General features: G+C 37.0%; 12 protein-coding genes. 10 read left to right on the top strand and 2 right to left on the bottom strand.

Annotation, left to right across the window (positions count from 1 at the left end):
• Nucleotides 1-102: 102 nt before the first annotated feature.
• From IJE13_RS05380 to IJE13_RS05365, 4 genes are all read left to right on the top strand, one after another.
• Entirely contained in the window at nt 103-1,008 is a 906-nt protein-coding gene (locus IJE13_RS05380) for an AEC family transporter (RefSeq protein ID WP_292778000.1), read from the top strand.
• A 611-nt stretch (nt 1,009-1,619) separates the two neighbouring features.
• Nucleotides 1,620-3,602 carry a CoB--CoM heterodisulfide reductase iron-sulfur subunit A family protein gene (locus tag IJE13_RS05375; protein WP_292777997.1) on the top strand — a complete coding sequence of 661 codons (1,983 nt, stop codon included), beginning with the start codon at nt 1,620-1,622 and terminating at the stop codon, nt 3,600-3,602.
• Nucleotides 3,603-3,980: 378 nt separating this feature from the next.
• Nucleotides 3,981-5,255, top strand: a complete 1,275-nt coding sequence (glyA, locus tag IJE13_RS05370) for a serine hydroxymethyltransferase (RefSeq protein WP_292777995.1) — start codon at nt 3,981-3,983, stop codon at nt 5,253-5,255.
• A gap of 129 nt (nt 5,256-5,384) precedes the next feature.
• The gene (locus IJE13_RS05365) at nt 5,385-6,089 is read left to right on the top strand and encodes a dihydromethanopterin reductase (acceptor) (RefSeq protein WP_292777992.1); all 705 of its coding nucleotides are present in this window, start codon (nt 5,385-5,387) and stop codon (nt 6,087-6,089) included.
• 117 nt (nt 6,090-6,206) lie between these two features.
• Here IJE13_RS05365 and IJE13_RS05360 read toward each other — a convergent pair whose 3' ends face one another.
• Nucleotides 6,207-6,605, bottom strand: a complete 399-nt coding sequence (locus tag IJE13_RS05360) for a DUF192 domain-containing protein (protein ID WP_292777990.1) — start codon at nt 6,603-6,605, stop codon at nt 6,207-6,209.
• Nucleotides 6,606-6,900: 295 nt separating this feature from the next.
• Here IJE13_RS05360 and ileS point away from each other — a divergent pair, with 295 nt between their 5' ends.
• The 3 genes from ileS (at nt 6,901) to glp (ending at nt 13,873) form a co-directional block, all read left to right on the top strand.
• Nucleotides 6,901-10,305: an isoleucine--tRNA ligase gene (gene ileS, locus IJE13_RS05355; RefSeq protein ID WP_292777988.1), complete on the top strand. Its 3,405-nt coding sequence runs from the start codon at nt 6,901-6,903 to the stop codon at nt 10,303-10,305.
• A gap of 8 nt (nt 10,306-10,313) precedes the next feature.
• The gene (gene purL, locus IJE13_RS05350) at nt 10,314-12,524 is read left to right on the top strand and encodes a phosphoribosylformylglycinamidine synthase subunit PurL (RefSeq protein WP_292777985.1); all 2,211 of its coding nucleotides are present in this window, start codon (nt 10,314-10,316) and stop codon (nt 12,522-12,524) included.
• 122 nt (nt 12,525-12,646) lie between these two features.
• Nucleotides 12,647-13,873 (top strand): gephyrin-like molybdotransferase Glp, encoded by a 1,227-nt coding sequence (gene glp / locus IJE13_RS05345; protein ID WP_292777983.1) that lies wholly within the window; start codon nt 12,647-12,649, stop codon nt 13,871-13,873.
• A 139-nt stretch (nt 13,874-14,012) separates the two neighbouring features.
• On the opposite strand, the gene IJE13_RS05340 is transcribed toward glp, so the two are convergent.
• Nucleotides 14,013-14,639, bottom strand: coding sequence for a hypothetical protein (locus tag IJE13_RS05340; RefSeq protein WP_292777980.1), 627 nt, complete (start codon nt 14,637-14,639; stop codon nt 14,013-14,015).
• Nucleotides 14,640-14,928: 289 nt separating this feature from the next.
• Between IJE13_RS05340 and IJE13_RS05335 the strand changes: the two genes are divergently transcribed.
• The 3 genes from IJE13_RS05335 (at nt 14,929) to IJE13_RS05325 (ending at nt 18,837) form a co-directional block, all read left to right on the top strand.
• Complete coding sequence (locus IJE13_RS05335; protein ID WP_292777978.1) at nt 14,929-16,086, top strand: site-2 protease family protein; 1,158 nt, start codon at nt 14,929-14,931, stop codon at nt 16,084-16,086.
• 248 nt (nt 16,087-16,334) lie between these two features.
• Entirely contained in the window at nt 16,335-17,561 is a 1,227-nt protein-coding gene (locus IJE13_RS05330; protein ID WP_292777976.1) for an FprA family A-type flavoprotein, read from the top strand.
• Nucleotides 17,562-18,039: 478 nt separating this feature from the next.
• Nucleotides 18,040-18,837, top strand: coding sequence for a V4R domain-containing protein (locus IJE13_RS05325; RefSeq protein WP_292777973.1), 798 nt, complete (start codon nt 18,040-18,042; stop codon nt 18,835-18,837).
• The last annotated feature ends 90 nt before the right edge of the window (nt 18,838-18,927 follow it).

The following is an 18,927-nucleotide window of genomic DNA, read 5'->3' as shown; positions in this document are numbered from 1 at the left end:
ATTTTTTCTATTTTTACAAAAACTATTTTAATTAATTTCTATAAATTAAACTTTAATAAAAAATTTTTCTTTTTAAAATATTAATTTGGTTTAGTTGATTATATGGATTACAGAATTATCATTCTTTCAATCATTGCAATGATTTTAATAGGTGCCTTATCCAAAAAGATAGGCCTTTTGAAAGAAGAAGATGTTGAAACATTGAATAATATAGTAATCAATATATCTCTACCGTGCATGATCTTTAGTGCTTTGTATACTGCTGACGTTTCCTTGCTTCCAAGATTAAGCATTTTAACAGTTCATATGTTAATTACTAGTTTAATTGTAGGGATATTGACTTATTCGCTACTTTATTTTTTAGGCTGGGACAAGAGGAAAATCTGGAGCATTGTCATAGTTGTGGTCTTGGGAAATACTGGATTTTTAGGTTATCCGATCACCCAAGGAATCTTTGGAAATGAAGGTATGATAAGGGCGGTGTTCTGTGACATTTCAACTTCAATAATCTTCGTTATATTAAGTTTCATCCTAATATTGATTTTTGATGGGGAATTTAAGGTGGCAATAAGGAAGATCTTGACATTTCTGCCATTGTGGTCCATAATTTTAGGAATAGCATTTAACGTATTCAACATCCCAATCACTTCACTGGGAACTACAGTGGTCGATTATTTGGCTGGAGCCACCATTCCACTCATCATGATTTCTTTAGGGCTGTCATTGAAGATGGATGGATTGAGGAATCATTTCAAGGAAGCGGGATTGGCATCTATGATAAAATTGGTCATCTATCCCTTAATCGGCTTAGGGGTATTGGGTTTGCTTAACATCACAGGATTTGAGCATACAATCGGATTTATTGAAGCTGCCATGTCATCAGCCATGATAGGATTGGTATTGGCAATAACCTATAAGCTTGACTGGGAGCTCACTTCAGATTGCATATTCACATCTACTGTATTCAGCCTTGTCACAATTCCTATATTCCTAATGTTTATCCTTTAACGAACTTTTTAGGAATTTTAATCTATTTTTCATTCATTTAAAATGAGTGGAATTCCTGTTTTTTGGGTGTTGCATAAAAGGTTACACTATCTCAATTATTCTTTTAATTAATTTAAATATTTAAATATGTTCTATTTATATTTATTTTTATTTAATATGACTAAATTATTCTTATTTTATCTTAATAATAATTATTATCTATCTAAATTAGGTTTACATAGATTTAAAGACGTATCTCTGTTCAGAAATTTTTCAATATTTAAAGGCTTTTCCACCTTTCTTTAAGATTTTGATTGAATTTTTTCAAAAATTTAGGTGTATCAAAATATATTTTATTTTTCAAATTAAAGAGAAATAATTAATTTATATTAAAAAATAACTATTAATTAAACATATTTAATTGAAATATAAATTATTTGTTCTGTTTTATTGATTTATCCTATTTTAATCAATTTAAAATTTTCTCATATATATACTTTACTCCTACTTATTTATAGAAACCTTTATATACTCACTTTTTAGAAAAATTAAACTATCTAATATTTTATATATATAATATATTAAAAAATTAGATCAAATGATTAATCATTTTACTTGTACAAGGTGATTTAATGGCAGAAGAAATTAATAATGAAGAAATTAGAGTGGGAGTATATGTTTGCCACTGTGGTGTAAACGTTGGTGGAGTCGTAAACTGTCCTGAAGTAGCAGAATACGCAAAAACTTTACCTAACGTAGTAATTGCAAAAGATTACAAGTACATGTGTTCTGACCCAGGTCAAAGTCTTATTCAAGATGACATCAAAGAACACAACTTAAACAGAATCGTAGTAGCAGCATGTTCTCCAAGACTTCACGAACCTACCTTCAGAAGATGTGTAGAAGAAGCTGGATTAAACAAGTTCTTATTTGAGTTTGCTAACTTAAGGGAACAAGACTCTTGGGTACACATGACCCAACCTGCTGAAGCAACCGCAAAAGCAAAAGACTTAACACGTATGGCTGTTGCAAAAGCAAGATTATTAGAACCTCTCGAAGCTTCCAAAGTAGCAGTAGACAAAAAATGTCTCGTTATTGGTGGTGGAGTAGCAGGTATCCAATCTGCATTAGACTTAGCTGATATGGGATTCAAAACCTACATGGTAGAAAGAAACCCAACTATCGGTGGAAGAATGGGTCAATTGGACAAAACCTTCCCTACCTTAGACTGTTCCATGTGTATTCTCGCACCTAAGATGGTAGACACTTCCAAACACGAAAACATTGAATTGATTACTTACGCAGAAGTAAAAGAAGTAGACGGTTACATCGGTAACTTCACTGTAAAAGTTGAGAAAAAACCTAGATACGTTAAAGAAGAAGACTGTACCGGATGTGGACAATGTCAAGAAGTCTGTCCTATCGAAATACCTAACTACTACGACGAAGGTGTAGGTATGGTAAGAGCAGCTTACATCCCATTCCCTCAAGCAGTACCTCTCTGTGCAACTATCGACAAAAACTACTGTATCGACTGTGGTCTTTGTGAAACCGTATGTGGTCCTGAAGCAATCGACCGTGACATGGAACCAGAAGAAATCGAACTCCATGTTGGTACCATCATTGCAGCAACCGGTTACGACCCATATGACCCAACTGAAAAATACGAATACGGTTACGGTAGATACACTAACGTAATTACCGCTATGGAAATTGAAAGAATGATCAACGCATCCGGTCCTACCGGTGGTCACGTACAAAAACCATCTGACGGTAAAGAACCTAAACGTGTTGCATTCGTCCACTGTGTCGGTTCAAGAGACGAACAAATCGGTAAATCCTACTGTTCAAGAGTATGTTGTATGTACTCCATGAAAAACGCTCAATTATGTATTGACCACGAACCTGACACTGAAGTAACCTGTTACTACATGGATATCCGTTCATTCGGTAAAGGATTCGAAGAGTTCTACAAAACTTCCCAAGAAAAATACGGTATTGAATTCATCAGAGGACGTCCTGCAGAAATCCTCGAAAACGATGACTTAACCTTAACCGTAAGAGCAGAAGACACCTTACTCGGAAAAGTAACTGAATACACCTACGACTTAGTTGTATTATCTGTTGGATTAGAACCTCCAAAAGGTTCCAACGAACTAAGACAAACCTTAGGTTTATCCAGAACTACCGACGGATTCTACATGGAAGCTCACCCAAAACTCAGACCTGTTGACACCTTAACTGACGGTGTATACATTGCTGGTGTAGCACAAGGTCCTAAGGATATTCCTGACGCAGTTGCACAAGGATCTGCAGCAGCATCAAGAGCATCCATCCCAATGGCTAAAGGTGAAGTAGAAATCGAACCTATTACTGCTGACACTGATACCACCGTATGTGGTGCATGTGAAGTATGTGTAGAATTATGTCCATTCGGTGCTGTAAGTATTGAAGGTGAAGGCGCAGACAAACACGCAGCTATTAACGTTGCATTATGTAAAGGATGTGGTACCTGTGTAGGTGCATGTCCATCTGGTGCTATGAACCAAAACCACTTCAAAACCGAACAAATTATGGCACAAATTGCAGCAGCTCTCGAAGATGTTGCAAAATAGATTAAGAGATTTATTCTCTTTTTCTTTTTCTTTTTTTTTAAGCATTTTTTAATTGTTCGTATATTTATTAACTTTTTTTAAAATTTAATTTTTTTAATTTTAATTTCAAAATCTATTTTTCCAAAAATATTCTAAGGTAATCTAAAAATAATAAAAAATTATTATAATATTAATAAAAAGTTTTATTTAATTAAAAAATTATATTATATATTAATAAGAATTTTATAAGATTATATTTTTTAGATTTTTAGATTTTTTCAATTTTGGCTCTGATTTTTATAAACTTTTAAAATTTTTTATTTATTCTAATCAAATGATTAAACTTATAATTTTAATCTGATATTTAATGATTTTTAAGAAAATATAGGTGTTATGATTATGTATCAATATGAAGAAGACATGAATAAGATCAATGACTTAATGAGAGTTCATAATGACTGGATGAGAGACAGCATCAACCTCATTGCAAGTGAAAATACAACAAGTAATGACGTTACAACTGCAATGGTTTCTGATTTAGCTCACAGATATGCAGAAGGACAAGCTTACGAAAGATTATACCAAGGATGTACCTACATTGACCAAATTGAGGACATTACAAAACAGTTATCCTGCAAGGTTTACGACTGTACATATGCAAATGTCCAGCCTGTATCAGGTGTAACCGCCAACCTCGCTGCTTTCTTCGGTTTTGCAAAAGCTGGAGACAAGATGATTGCCATGAACATCCCTTACGGAGGACACATCAGCCATGCAAATGTAAGTGCAGCAGGTATCAGAGGATTGAAAACCTTGGAACATCCTTTCAACCCAGAAGTCATGAACATTGATGTTGATGCATTGAACAAGATGATCTTAGCTGAAAAGCCAAAGATCATTCTCTTTGGAGGAAGCTTATTCCTATTCCCACACCCTGTATCTGAAGTTGTTGATGCGGCTAACGAAGTAGGGGCAACCATCATGTACGATGGTGCTCACGTTCTTGGATTGATTGCAGGTAAGCAATTCCAAGACCCTTTGAAAGAAGGAGCTGAAGTCTTGATGGGTAGTACCCACAAGACCTTCCCAGGTCCACAAGGTGGAATCATATTATCTCAGGAAGAAAACAAGGACTTGATTGACAACGCTGTTTTCCCAGGTGTAGTGAGCAATCACCACTTGCACCACTTAGCTGGTTTAGGTATTGCAACTGCAGAAATGCTAGAGTTTGGTGAAGATTATGCTAAACAGATCATCAAAAACGCTAAGGCATTGGCAGGCGCACTTGCAGAACAAGGATTCAATGTAATGTGTGAAGACTTAGGATACACCGAATCCCACCAAGTGGCTATGGATGTCAGAGATGTCAAAAGGGCTACAATATTGGCTAAGGAATTGGAGTTAAACAACATCATTCTTAACAAGAACCTCATTCCTGGTGACAATGTAAATGACAGTGACGACCCATCAGGTATCAGAATCGGTACTCAGGAAATCACCAGAAGAGGAATGAAAGAGAAGGAAATGGAAGAAGTGGCTGAATTCATCTGGAGAGTTGCTGAAGGTGACAATGTAGACATCAAGGATGAAGTAACTGAATTCATGAGTCAGTACAGAACCATTCACTACGCTTTCAATGAAGAGGAAGGATACAAATTCATCGAACACATCTAAGTGTCTTTCCAAATTATTTTTCACTCTTCGGAGTGAATTTTTTTTTATTTTTTTACTATTTTTTGTAAAAATTTTGAAGAATATGTGAAAATATAAATTATATTAATTTTTTTATTGTGGAGATGTTTTATGAAAATAGGATGGGCTTTTACCGGTGCAGGACATTTGCTTAAGGAAAGTGTTGAAGCTATGGAAGAATTGGCTGCATATCATGACTTGACCGTATTCTTGTCACAGGCTTCTGAAGAGGTATTGAAAATGTACGGCCTTTATGATAGGGTGGTTGCTGTAACCGGTGGAAGGTATAATGAACTTGCAACCGATTCCAATCAAAAGTTCAGTTTTCCAATAACCGGAAGGCTTTCACTTGGAAAGTATGACCTGCTTATCGTATCTCCTACAACTGCAAACACTGTGGCTAAGATAGTTCATGGAATTTCAGACACCCTTGTCACAAATGCTGTAGCTCAAGCCGGCAAGGGAAGGGTGAGAACCCTCATGGTTCCTGTAGACATTGAACCTGGTGATGTGGATACCATATTGCCATCAAAGCTTGAAAAGACCAAATGTCAAAAATGCGATGAATGTGAAGCGGCATTGGCCTGTCCAAACGGTGCAATCACTCCTCATGAGGAAATTGATCTCTTAAAGTGCATCGGTTGCGGATCATGCAAGGACATCTGTCCATATGATGCTGTATCCACAGGAAAAATCATTACTTTGCATATGAGGGAAATAGACATTGAAAACACTCAAAAGCTTCAAAAGATGGAAGGAATCGAGATTTTCGAAAATCCACAGCAAGTTCTCGAAAAATTAAACTTAAAACAATAATTTTTTCATTTCTTTTTCATAACTTTTTTTAAACAAAAATTATTTATTTCTTTTTCTTTACCTATTTTTAAACAAAGATTTTTTTATTTCTTTTTCATCACCTATTTTTTAAAAATTCTATCTTATTTCTACCTCATCACCTATTCTCAATTCCCTATGAAATCTATTTTTTTCAAATTCCACTATATATTTAGCCGATTTTTTAGGAACATGATATCTCCAGGGCTTCAAATCAGCTATTTCAAAGACTGTATCATCTTCATCAATAAAGACGACAGTTAATTCAAATCTCATAAATAGACTATGAATAGATGATCTTTCTTTGATTTTTATCTTTTGAGGAATTTCAAAGAGCAATGGATATTCACATTTTTCCTTAAGCATCAATCCTCTAAATCTGGTGATGAATGTATTTGCCAATCGGATTTTTCCTATTTTCTCATTGGAATTTTTTATGCATAATGTTTTTAAATTCTTTTCCTTATAAGATTCTTTATTTTTACTTATAATTCTCATATTTGTCTTATTTATTATTTAACTTCATGATTAATAAATATTTTTATCTTTAAATGATTTTTAACGATTTAAAATCAATTTTACAAGCTCATATTAATTTTTCAACATGCCTATTATATTATAATCATATTATAATTTTTTTATAATTATTATCTTTTTATATATAAATAATAATAAACTTTATTTACATTTAAAATAAGAAATATAAATCATAATAATATATATTATATATTCTGTTTCAATTTAATTGAAATTACAAATATTAAATAAAATCACATTTATTGGGAGAATTAACATGCCATTGAAAGAGGCAGAAAAATCATACGACTTTAAGAAAATAGAAGCAAAGGTTCAAGGCTTTTGGGAAGATGAGGATATCTACTCAAAAACCAATGAGCTCAGAGCAAATGGTCCCCAATACTCTTTTTTAGATGGGCCACCATATTGTAGTGGAAAGATCCATTTAGGTACTACCTGGAATAAGGTCATCAAGGATACCTTGTTGCGTTACAAGTCCATGAATGGATTCAGCTTAAGAAGACAGGCTGGATGGGATACCCACGGATTGCCTATTGAACATAAGGTGGAGCAATTGTTGGGAATCGAGTCCAAACAGGAAATTGAAGAGAAATACGGCATTGACAACTTCATTAAGCAATGTAAGGAATTTGCAATGGAGAATAAGGTTGCAATGACCGAACAGTTCAAAAGCTTGGGAGTCTGGATGGATTGGGACAACCCTTACATGACCTTGGATCCTAAATATATGGAATCAGCTTGGTGGACATTGAAGAAGACCCATGAAAAGAACTTGCTTACCCGTGACCAAAGGGTAATCAGCTGGTGTCCTCACTGTCAGACTGCACTTGCTGCAGCTGAGATTGATTATACCGAAGGGGAAGACCCATCCATTTACGTACGTTTCCCATTGAAGGAAAAATTGATTACAGAAGGAGACTATGCAGACTTGAAACAATCCTTCCTGGTATGGACCACCACCCCATGGACACTTCCTGGAAACTTGGCCATTTGTTTGAATGAGGATTTCGACTATTCCTTCGTTAAGGTGGATGAAAGATTAAATGGTATAGGTGACGAAATCATAATCATAGCCAGTGAGCTTTTGGAAACCGTTTTAGGCCCGATTGAAGTGATTCACAAAAACAAGTTGCCTAATCCTAAATACAATCCGGATGATGAGGAATCCAAAGAGAAAAAATACATCATAGAGGAAGAGAAGGAAGTGATGTATGAAATCATCAAAACCGTAAAAGGCTCAGAGCTTTTAGGCTTATCTTATGTTTATCCATTGGCGCAGCAAGTGCCAAAACAAATGGAACTTGAAGCTGAAAACAGTTTAATCCACAGCACTTTCCATGGAGACCATGTTGAATTGGGAGAAGGTACAGGTTTTGTACATACCGCTCCTGGACACGGTCCTGAGGACTTTGAAATAGGTCAGGAAATAGGCCTTCCTATTCACTGCCCTGTAGATGAGGCAGGATGCTTCACTGAAGATGGTGGTGTATATGCTGATGGATTCACCAAAGACTTGAACGATACAATCATTGCAGACTTGATTGCTCAAGACCTGATGTTCAAGCATGATACAATTTCCCACAGATACGGGGTCTGTTGGAGATGCAAAACCCCTATCATTTACTTGGCTACCGAACAATGGTTCATTAAGGTGCCTGAAATCAAGGAAAAGATGCTATCTGAAATTGACAGAGTTGAATGGGTCCCTAAATGGGCTGGTGAAGGAAGATTCCATGATTGGGTGGCCAATGCTAAGGACTGGACCATTTCAAGACAAAGATACTGGGGTATTCCAATACCTATTTGGATCTGTCCTGACTGTGGTGAAATCAAGGTAATCGGCTCTGTGGAAGAGCTTAAAAAGGAATCAATCAATGAAATCACTGCAAGCGATGAGGAATTGGTTCACAGACCTTATGTTGATGACGTGTTGATTAAATGTGATTGCGGCGGCTCAATGAAACGTATTCCTGATGTATTGGACGTATGGATTGACTCAGGAGTTGCAGGTTGGGCAGCCTTATACTACCCTCGTGAAGAGGAAATGTTCAATGAATGGTATCCTTACGACTTTATCTGTGAAGGACACGACCAAACCAGAGGATGGTTCTACTCCCAATTAGGTACTGGTGTAATTGCTTTGGACCAGGCTCCATACAATAAGGTCCTGATGCACGGATTCGTATTGGACGAAGAGGGTAAGAAGATGAGCAAATCCTTAGGTAATGTGGTACAGCCTGAGGAAGTAATTGAAAAATACGGTGCAGATGTGCTTAGATTCTACCTTTTATGGGCTTGCAAGCCATGGGATGACCTTAAATTCGTATGGGATGAATTGAACAACGTCAAGAAGATGTTCAATATCCTTTGGAACGTATATGTGTTCTCAACTACCTATATGTCTCTTGACGAATTCGACCCTGCAAACTGCATTGTAGATGGTCCTGACGCAAACATAAGCCTAAGGAATGAAGACAAATGGATCTTGTCCCGTGTGAACTCACTTGCAAAAGAGGTTGGTGAAGCCATAAATGACGTTCACTTCCATTTGGCTACAAGAGCCATCAACAATTTCATTCTTGAAGACTTAAGCAGATGGTATGTAAGATTGATTAGAGGAAGAACTTGGGTTGAAAGCGATGACCCAGACAAGTTAGGGGCATACTATTCACTTTACACTACACTCAATACCTTGATCCATTTAATGGCTCCAATCACTCCTCACTTATCTGAAGAGATATATGAGAACCTTGTTAAAAACTTGGATGAGGAAGCGACTGAAAGTATTCATATGGACGATTGGATGTATGATGAGGCTTTAATCGATGAGGAGCTTGAAGCAAAGATGGATAATGTGAGAGATGTAATCGAAGCGGCTGCAAGGGCAAGAGATGTTGCAAGATACAAATTGAGATGGCCTGTAAGTGACATTACAGTAGTGTCCCAAGATGATGAGATATTGGAAAGCGTCACTTATCTTGAAGATGTAATCAAGGACCAATCAAATACCAAGGAACTCTTGACTGCAAGCGAATTTGAAAACCTTACATTTATCGCAAAGCCTAATCTCAAGACCTTAGGTCCAAGGCTTAAGGGAGACATGGGCATAGTACAAAAATTCTTCGCACAGGCTAAAGCGGATGGCATTGGCAATTCAATCAAGGATAGCTTGGACTCTACCGGCAAATATATTGTAAGGGGAGAGGACAGAGAAGGCAACTTGAAGGAAATTGAACTATCAGTTGATGATGTCCTTTATGAAACCGAGCTTCCTGATGATGTTGTAAGTGCGGAATTTGCTGGAGGAAACGTATTTGTAAATACCAAAATCACTCCGGAGATCTTATCTGAAGCTATGGCACGTGAACTTATCAGAAGAATCCAGGACATGAGAAAGGACATGGACTTGGATGTTGAGGCCAATATCGGTGTAATGGTTAATACCGATGGCGAATTCAAGGAGCTTTTGGAAAAGCAATCTGATTTGATAAGTGAGGAAGTCAGAGCCAAATCAATTGTAATCTTTGATGGAGAGGCTTGTGAAGTCTGTACCCTTAAAGGAAGCGAAGAGAATGCAGATGATGACATTTCTGTAGAATACTCTAAGGAATGGGAAATTGAAAATCACAAAGTAATTATTTCTGTTGTAAAGCTTGGCTAGGTGTTTAAATGACTTTAACAGATTCTGAAGTAAAATATATTGAAGGAATTCTTGGAAGAGAAATGAACGAATTGGAAGAGGGAATGTTGGATGTAATGTTCTCTGAGCACTGTTCATATAAAAGTAGTAGGCCGATTTTAAAGATGTTCCCTACTGAAGGAGAAAACATTATTCTAGGTCCTGGAGATGATGCAGGGCTTGTATCCATCACAGACGAGTATGCTCTTGCTGTAGGTATGGAAAGTCATAATCACCCTTCAGCCATTGAACCTTACGGTGGAGCGGGAACCGGTATTGGAGGAATCCTAAGGGACATTATCTCTATGGGTGCAATGCCAATAGCTCTTCTTGACAGCTTACGTTTCGGTCCTCTTGAAGACCAGAAATCAAGATACCTCTTTGAGCATGTTGTAGAGGGAATCTCCGACTATGGTAACAGGGTAGGAGTTCCTACCGTTGCCGGTGAGATTGAATTTGACGAATCATTCAGAACAAACCCTCTTGTAAACGTATTGTGTGCAGGGCTTGTGAAAAAGGATGAAATCGTATTAGCCATTGCTCCAAATGTCGGTGATGTTTTCCTGCTTATGGGTGGAACCACCGGTAGGGATGGAATTCATGGAGTGACCTTCGCATCTGAGGAATTGACTTCCGATTCTGAAAAGGAAGACCGTCCTGCTGTGCAGGTTGCAGACCCATTCACCAAAAAGAGAGTGCTTGAAGCTTCACTTGAAATCCTCGAAAAGATTGACTGTTCCGGTGTAAAGGATTTAGGTGGAGGTGGCCTCACCTGTTGCGTATCAGAACTTGTAGACAAGTCTGGAAACGGTGCGGTAGTGGATCTTAATGCCATTCCTCTTCGTGAAGAGGGAATGACCCCTTATGAAATCATGCTTTCAGAATCACAGGAACGTATGATCTTTGTAATCAATCCTAAGGATGTCGAATTGGCTCAAACCATTTGTGACAAGCATGAAATTCCTTCTGCAGTAATCGGTGAAGTTACCGATGGAAACCATATGGTTGTCAAAGACTTCGATGCGGAAGAGGAACTTCAGACATTATGTGATGTTCCAACCATTCTCTTGGCAGATCCTCCTTCACTCAATAGGGAAATGAGGGAACCTGCAAAGCCAACTGATTTGCTTGAAGTTGAAGACGGGCCAATAGATGACTCATTAATCAAGATATTGTCTTCCCCTAACGTTGCAAGCAAGGAATGGGTTTACAAGCAATACGACCATGAGGTTCAAACCAGAACCGTTGTAAAGCCTGGAGATGATGCGGCAGTATTGCAAATTGACGGCGAAACAGCAGTTGCATTGACTGCAGATTCAAATACAATCCACACAAAACTCTCCCCATATGACGGTGGAGCAGGAAGTGTGGCTGAAGCCATTCGTAATGTGGTTTCAATGGGTGCAAAGCCTTATGCAATCGTAGACTGCCTTAACTTCGGTAATCCTGAAACCCCTGAAATCCTCTGGCAGTTCAAGGAGTGCATCAGAGGAATGTCTGACATAGCAGCTAAATTCGAAGCTCCTGTAATCAGTGGTAATGTAAGTTTCTACAATGAAACCGAAGGAATCAAAATCAACCCAACACCTGCTGTAGGTGTCATTGGTGTTGAAAAGCTCTCAAGCATCAGAACACTTCCATTCAAGGAAGAGGGGGATAAGATCATAATCATCGGTAAAACCTATGATGAGCTTGGAGGTTCCGAATATCACAGAGCGGTTCATGGATTGGAACAGGGAGATGCTCCTAAAATCAGAATCGATGATGAATTGGCATCTGCAAACACTATCCTTGACTTGATTGAAAACGATGCTGATTACACCAAATACCTTGAAGGAGAAGAAGAACTTGGAATAACCGCTGTTCACGATGTTTCCGCTGGTGGAATAGCCATTGCATTATCTGAAATGGCTTTAAGCAGCAAAATAGGCTGTGAAGTGGACATCAGCAAGATTCCAGCTGAAGAGGGAATCAGCGACAATAACTTACTGTTCTCAGAATCTCATGCTAGATTCATCATAACTGCAAGTACAGATAAGGCAGATGAAATAATCAGTGCAATTGATGTTGATGCTGCGATTATCGGTGAAGTCAAAGGAGATTCATTAGTTATCAATAAAGAGAATGAAAATATTGTAGATTTGGCTGTAGCTGATTTGGATGATGCTTATCATGGTGTCATTGAAAAGTATATGGCTTAATCAAATAGATTCTGAGTTTTAAATTATAATTTCATTAGATTATTCTATCTAAATCTAATTATAATTTTTTATTTTTTTAATTAATTATTTTTATTTTATAATTTATTTTTATGGACGATAATATGAAATTTATATCAAATTTAATCCCATTGGAAGATGCGTTGGCTAAAATTGATGGGAATCAGAAGTTGATGGATACTGAAAGGATACATGTAAGAGATTCTCAAGGCAGAGTTTTGGCTCATTCCATTTCCTCCTATCACAATTCCCCTCCATTTGACAAATCAGCTATGGATGGATATGCCGTGATAGCGGAAGACACTTTCGGTGCTTCAAATAATGTCATAAAGGAATTAAGGATCATTGATAGAATTGGAGCAGGGGATTTTTCAGATAAGACATTATCCAATGGCGAAGCTATTGTAATAGCTACCGGTGCCCCGATTCCAAATGGCGCTAATGCCGTTTTGATGAAGGAATTCACTTATGAGGATGGAGACAATCTTGAAATCCATTCACAGGTAACTCCTGGCGAAAACATTTCTCCAAAGGCTGAAGACATTGCAGAAGGAGATGAGATATTATGTGCAAACGTTTTAATCAGGCCTCAGGAAATGGGCTTGATTGCTTCAGCAGGTCACAGTGAAGTTGAAGTATATAGGAAGCCAAGAGTGAAATTGCTGATTACCGGCAATGAATTGGTGGAGCCTTCTCCAGAGCTTGACATGGCTAAGATAATCAATTCCAATCAATTCACCATTGCAGCATTGATTAGAAGCGCTGGAGCCATTGTTGATATAGAACATGGGGCAGATGATTTTGAAGCGGTCAAGGAAGCCATTGACAAGGCAAGCAAGGAATATGATGTTGTCATCACAACAGGCGGAACCGCAATCAGCAAAGGTGATGTGGTTATCGAAGCAGTTGAAGAATTAGGTGAAGTATTGTTCCATGGTGTTGCAATGAGGCCTGGAAAGCCTGTAGGTGCAGGTATTGTCAATGGAACTCAGGTCTTCATGCTTTCAGGTCAGCCTGTAGCCGCTATGGGTCAATTTGATATAATTGCAAGGCATTACTTGTTTAAAATGCAAGGACTTGATTATTCCCATAAGGTCATAAAAAGAATATCCCAGGCAAAAATACCTTCATCCCTTGGCAGAACCGATTATATACGTGCAGTGGCTGATGACAATGGTGTCCATCATGTATTGAACAGAGGTTCTGGAATAATAAGGTCCATGGTTGAAGCAAATTGCTATATAATCATTGATGAAAACCATGAAGGAATCGAAAAGGGAGATGAAGTTGACTTGATCTTCTTCAATGATATGGCATGGCCTAGCCTTTAATTTTAATTCATTAAAGTTTTAAAAAAAGAATTTAGATAAGAATATTGATTCTTATCATATTTTTTATTAGTTTTATTTTATTTTTTTATTAGTTAATCTTATTTCATTGCTTTTTTACAAATTTACAAGATTTTAATTTTTAACGACTTCTTTTCCCCAATCTGTAGAACAGATAGTATGCAAAGTAATCGTCATGATTGTTTCTGTGGCTTAAGCTTCCTTGGGAATATCCGTTTCTATATCCTTCCTCATAGGCATAGGCTTCCTCGTATTCCCTTTGCTCTTCAACATAGTCATCCTGCATCTTGTTTAATTTCTCATCGAATTTCTCTTTGCTGAATGCTGATTTAGGACTATATGAAACAATCTTTTTCATTGTATCATTGACCTCATTTCCATCATAGGAGAGTGCATAGAATGTCTTGTTTGACTCAAAGTAGAGATAGGTAACGTCATGGTTGCAGATGCTTCTATGGCTATAGAATGCAACGGCATGATGTCCGTCGATTTCCATCTCTTCAACATCATAAAGCTCATCATTGGTGGATTCATAGCCATAATTGTTTTTAAGTGACTTATCGGTTTCCAATGTCACAAGCCCAAAGTCAAATACAGTATCCTTAAGGTAAAAATCGCTTTCATTCCTTCCCCCTTCATACTCAGGTGGAATTTGGAAGTCTATATTGTTTATGGTGATGTTCAGCCAATCTGAAGTGTCCACATCACTTGTTTCAGCACTTGATGCACTTATGCATAGAAGTGCCATAATCCCCATTGCACATGTTAAAAAAATAATTTTTTTATTCATATTTTATTCTATAAGCCTTTTTGCTTTTAAAAATTTCTTTTTTATTCCAATTCATTAATCAGATTAATTTTCAAATGGAGGTCATTATTTAAAAGACTTTATTTATTTTTAAAATAAGTACTTTTTTATATTATGAAAACTTAATAATATTATCAAAATCTATTAAAGAAATATTTATGAAAATCAAAATTATTTAGAGATATTGTTTAGGAATTATTGAATTTTTAAAAATTATTAATGTGTTATTATGAACGGTATATGGTATTACGTAATAGCTTTCCTGATTATTTGGACAATTTCAATCGTATTTAAGGATAAGCTTACAGATTATGGAGTTGAAGTCAGTTTCCCTCTTTTGATGTGGAAGACTCAACGATTGAGAGGATTCATTGATAGGCTTGCAAACAAGGCTCCAAGATTCTGGAGAGGATATATGAATGTGGGAATTGCAATCTCTACCGGATTCATGATTCTCATGGCCGTTGCATTGGTCTATTCATTGAAGTTCCTAATGGATACTCCTACTGTCAGCCTGATTGTTCCTGGGGTGGAAGTTCCTGGCTCTCCAATATTCATTCCATTGCTAAGCGGGCTCATTGCCCTTGCAACTGTTTTGGTCGTTCACGAATTCAGCCATGGAATTTTGGCAAGGGTTGAGAAGATAAACCTGAAATCCATTGGCCTACTCCTCTTTGCAATTATTCCAGGGGCTTTTGTAGAGCCTGATGAAGAGGAATTGAGTGAATTAAGCAGACCTGCTAAAATGAGAATATATGTTGCAGGGTCCATGGCCAATCTGACATTGGCGGCCATTGCATTGGTCATCATGTTGGCGATTTCCTCATTTGTCATGCCTGTCGTATTTGAGGACGATGGTGTTGTAATCAACAGACTGACTGAAGATGGAAATGCAATCGACCATTTGTCTGAAGGAATGAAGATAGAGTCTATAAACAATGCCACTATAAGCGACATGACCTCTTTCGAAGAGACCGCAAGGACTTTAAAGCCAAATGATACGGTCAATATTCAAACTGATCAGGGAACTTACAGCTTCCAATTGAAGTCCAACCCTCAAAACAAGTCCATAGGATATATGGGCGTTCAGGTTCAAACAAACAGCATCATTTCAGAAGGATTTGACAATCAGTTCTACACTCCTTTGCTATGGGCATTGATGCCTTTAAGCAATCTGTTCTTCTGGATATACTTCCTTAACTTTGCTGTAGGAACCTTCAATCTGCTTCCGATGAAACCATTGGATGGAGGCCACTTGTTTGAGAACCTATTGTCCTATATCATGCCAGAAGTGGCATATAAGCCAATCGTGACTTTCATGTCATTCTTCATGGGAATTATAATTGTGGTCAGTTTAGTTGTCGGCTTGGTTGGAGTTCCAGTTTAACTATCAAATTTCTATTTTATTTTTATTTTTTTCTTATTTTCTTTTTTGCTTGTTTTTTCTCAATTTCTACAATTTCAATCTTTAAAAAATTAGTTCGTACATTATAAAACCAAAACTTTATATATATAGAAAATCATATAAATAAATGTTTATGGATTTACGAACTAATAATACTTTTAGTTTAAAAATCTTAAATAGGTAATACTTGGCAAAGCCGGTAATACTTAAGAATTAATCGAGGAATTAAAATGAAAGCAAAAGCTGAAAAAATAGGTGATGGAGTATACTGGATTGGTGTACTTGACTGGGACTTAAGATCTTACCACGGATACACTTTAGACGGAACCACTTACAATGCATACATTGTATTTGGTGAAAAGGTAGCTATTATCGATAACGCTTATCCTGGAAAAACCGAGGAAATGATGGCTCGTATCGAAGATGCATTCGAGCAAGAAGGCAGAGAAATAAAAGTCGACTACATTGTTCAAAACCACGTGGAAAAGGACCACAGTGGTGTCTTGTACGACTTATGGAAAAGATTCGATGCGCCTATCTACTGCAGTAAGATTGCTCAAGGCGGACTCTTAAGACACTATCCTAAATTGGAAGGTGCAGACTTCAACATCGTCGGAACCGGCGATGCTCTTGACTTAGGTGGCAAGACACTTGCATTCTTGGATGCATTCTTGCTTCACTGGCCTGACAGCATGTTCACCTTGCTTGCAGAAGATGGAATATTGTTCCCTAACGATGCATTCGGTCAACACTTATGCTTCTCCAAAAGATTTGACACCGACATTCCAGAATACGTTCTCATGGATGCAGCACAAAAGTTCTACGGTAACTTGATTGTACCGCTCAGTAAAAAGGTTCTAAACAAATTTGATGAGATCATTGAATTAGGTCTCTTGGAACAAGTCAAGATGATTGCTCCTTCCCACGGACAAATCTGGACCGACCCAATGAAAATCATCGGCGCTTACAGTGACTGGGCAACCGGTAAGAGAGCAGAAGACAAGGTGACCATAGTTTACGATACCATGCACTACTCTACCCAAAAGATGGCTCACGAAGTTGCTGAAGGTATCATGGCAGAAGGATACGATGTGGAAATGTACTTCTTGCATGAAGATGAAAGAAGTGAAATCGTAAAGAGCATCTTGACCAGTAAGGCAGTTGCTTTCGGTATTCCTACAATCAACGATTTCCCATTCCCAAGCATTGGTGACATCATCTACTACTTGAAAGGTCTCCACTTCAACAGAACCGGATTCAAAAGACCTGCTGTAACCTTCGGTTCCATGGGAGGAAGAGGAGGAGCTGTCGAATTCATTGCAAATGAACTCGCCGAATGCGGATTCGAAGTTCTCGACCAACAGGAAATCTACTATGTTCCTGACGCAGAAGACGATGATGCAAGCTTCAAGTTAGGACAAAAATTAGTTGAAGAAGCTAAAAAATTAGAACTTTAATTTTTTAAAGTTCTTTTATTTCTTTTTTTTATTTTTTTTCATTTGAATGATCTTACTCAATTTTTGCATTTTTTATAAAGATTAAAATTTTTAAAAAATTTATTTTGCACTTTTTTAACAATTAAAATTTTTAAAATATTCATTGCCCTACTTGTAAAAAATTAAAATTTTCAAAACTCTCTTAACATGTGTTATTTTTTAAATTTTGTTTGTATTTTTCCTTATTTTCAGTTGTTTTATAACGAATGTTCGTATTTTAAACTAATGATTAATATGATTTTCTTAAACTGTTCGTACTAAAATCTAAATAAATAAAAGATTTTGAAAACATTTTGTAAATATAAGAACAAGTATATATGTAAGAAAGTTTATACTATATTTATCAAACAATTTTTTGTTTATTATGTTTAGGATTTTTTTATAAATCTTATAAAAAGTTATACATTATTAAAAAATTTTAGTTTTTTGAGGGTTAAATATGGAAAATGAAGAAAAAACTATTCAACCAAAGGCAATTCAAATCTTTGCCAAGGCTCCAGGTGAGCTCGGTGTAAATGTAGTTAAAAGTCCCGTGAAATTAACCATCCTTTCCATGCTTAAGGACACTGACATGGAATTTGATGAGATCGTTAAGAACACCGGAAAATCCAAATCCACAATTTCCGTTCATTTGAAATCATTAAGGGAAGATGGAATCGTAAGCTACAGATTCGATGCGAATGACCACAGAAAGAAGATCTTCTTCATCAATTCCAAATTCTTAGGTGAAGTTCAATCCGGAGATGAAAAGGAATTGGAAGAAAGACAAGCTGAATTCCTGGTTAAAAACATTATGGATGTTGACAACTTCAAGTTCTCCTTCCTATTGTTCCACACTTTAAGATCCAACTTGATCCAAGAGGGAATTAACATCAACCCTGTATTGAACCAATCCGGTAAGAACATCGGTGCGGCAATGTATGAAAAGCTTTACGATGACGACATCAACAAGTTCTGTGACAACATCATTCAATTCTGGGAAGACAACGGTTTAGGCAAACTCGAAATAGTCTTGGGAGACATCATCAACATTACAGCCTATGAATGTTTCGAATGCAGTTTGCTTCCTAAAAAAGGAAAACCAACCTGTTACTTGGATGCAGGTATCTTTGAAGCATTGTTTGCAAACTATCTCAAGAAGGATGTCGTTGTGACTGAAGTGAAATGTTTCACCATGGGCGATGACTGCTGCAATTTCCTAGTGGAATCCCCAGATGGAGAAGCTTTTGCTTTCTAAACCAGCTTTTCCAAGCCTTCGGCCTGAAAACCTGGACCAAAACTCTTTTCACTAGTTGGGGGTAATTCACTCTTAACTATTATCTTTTTT

This window comes from Methanobrevibacter sp., assembly GCF_017410345.1.
Lineage (GTDB): Archaea > Methanobacteriota > Methanobacteria > Methanobacteriales > Methanobacteriaceae > Methanobrevibacter.
This window is presented reverse-complemented; position numbering and strand designations above follow the sequence as displayed.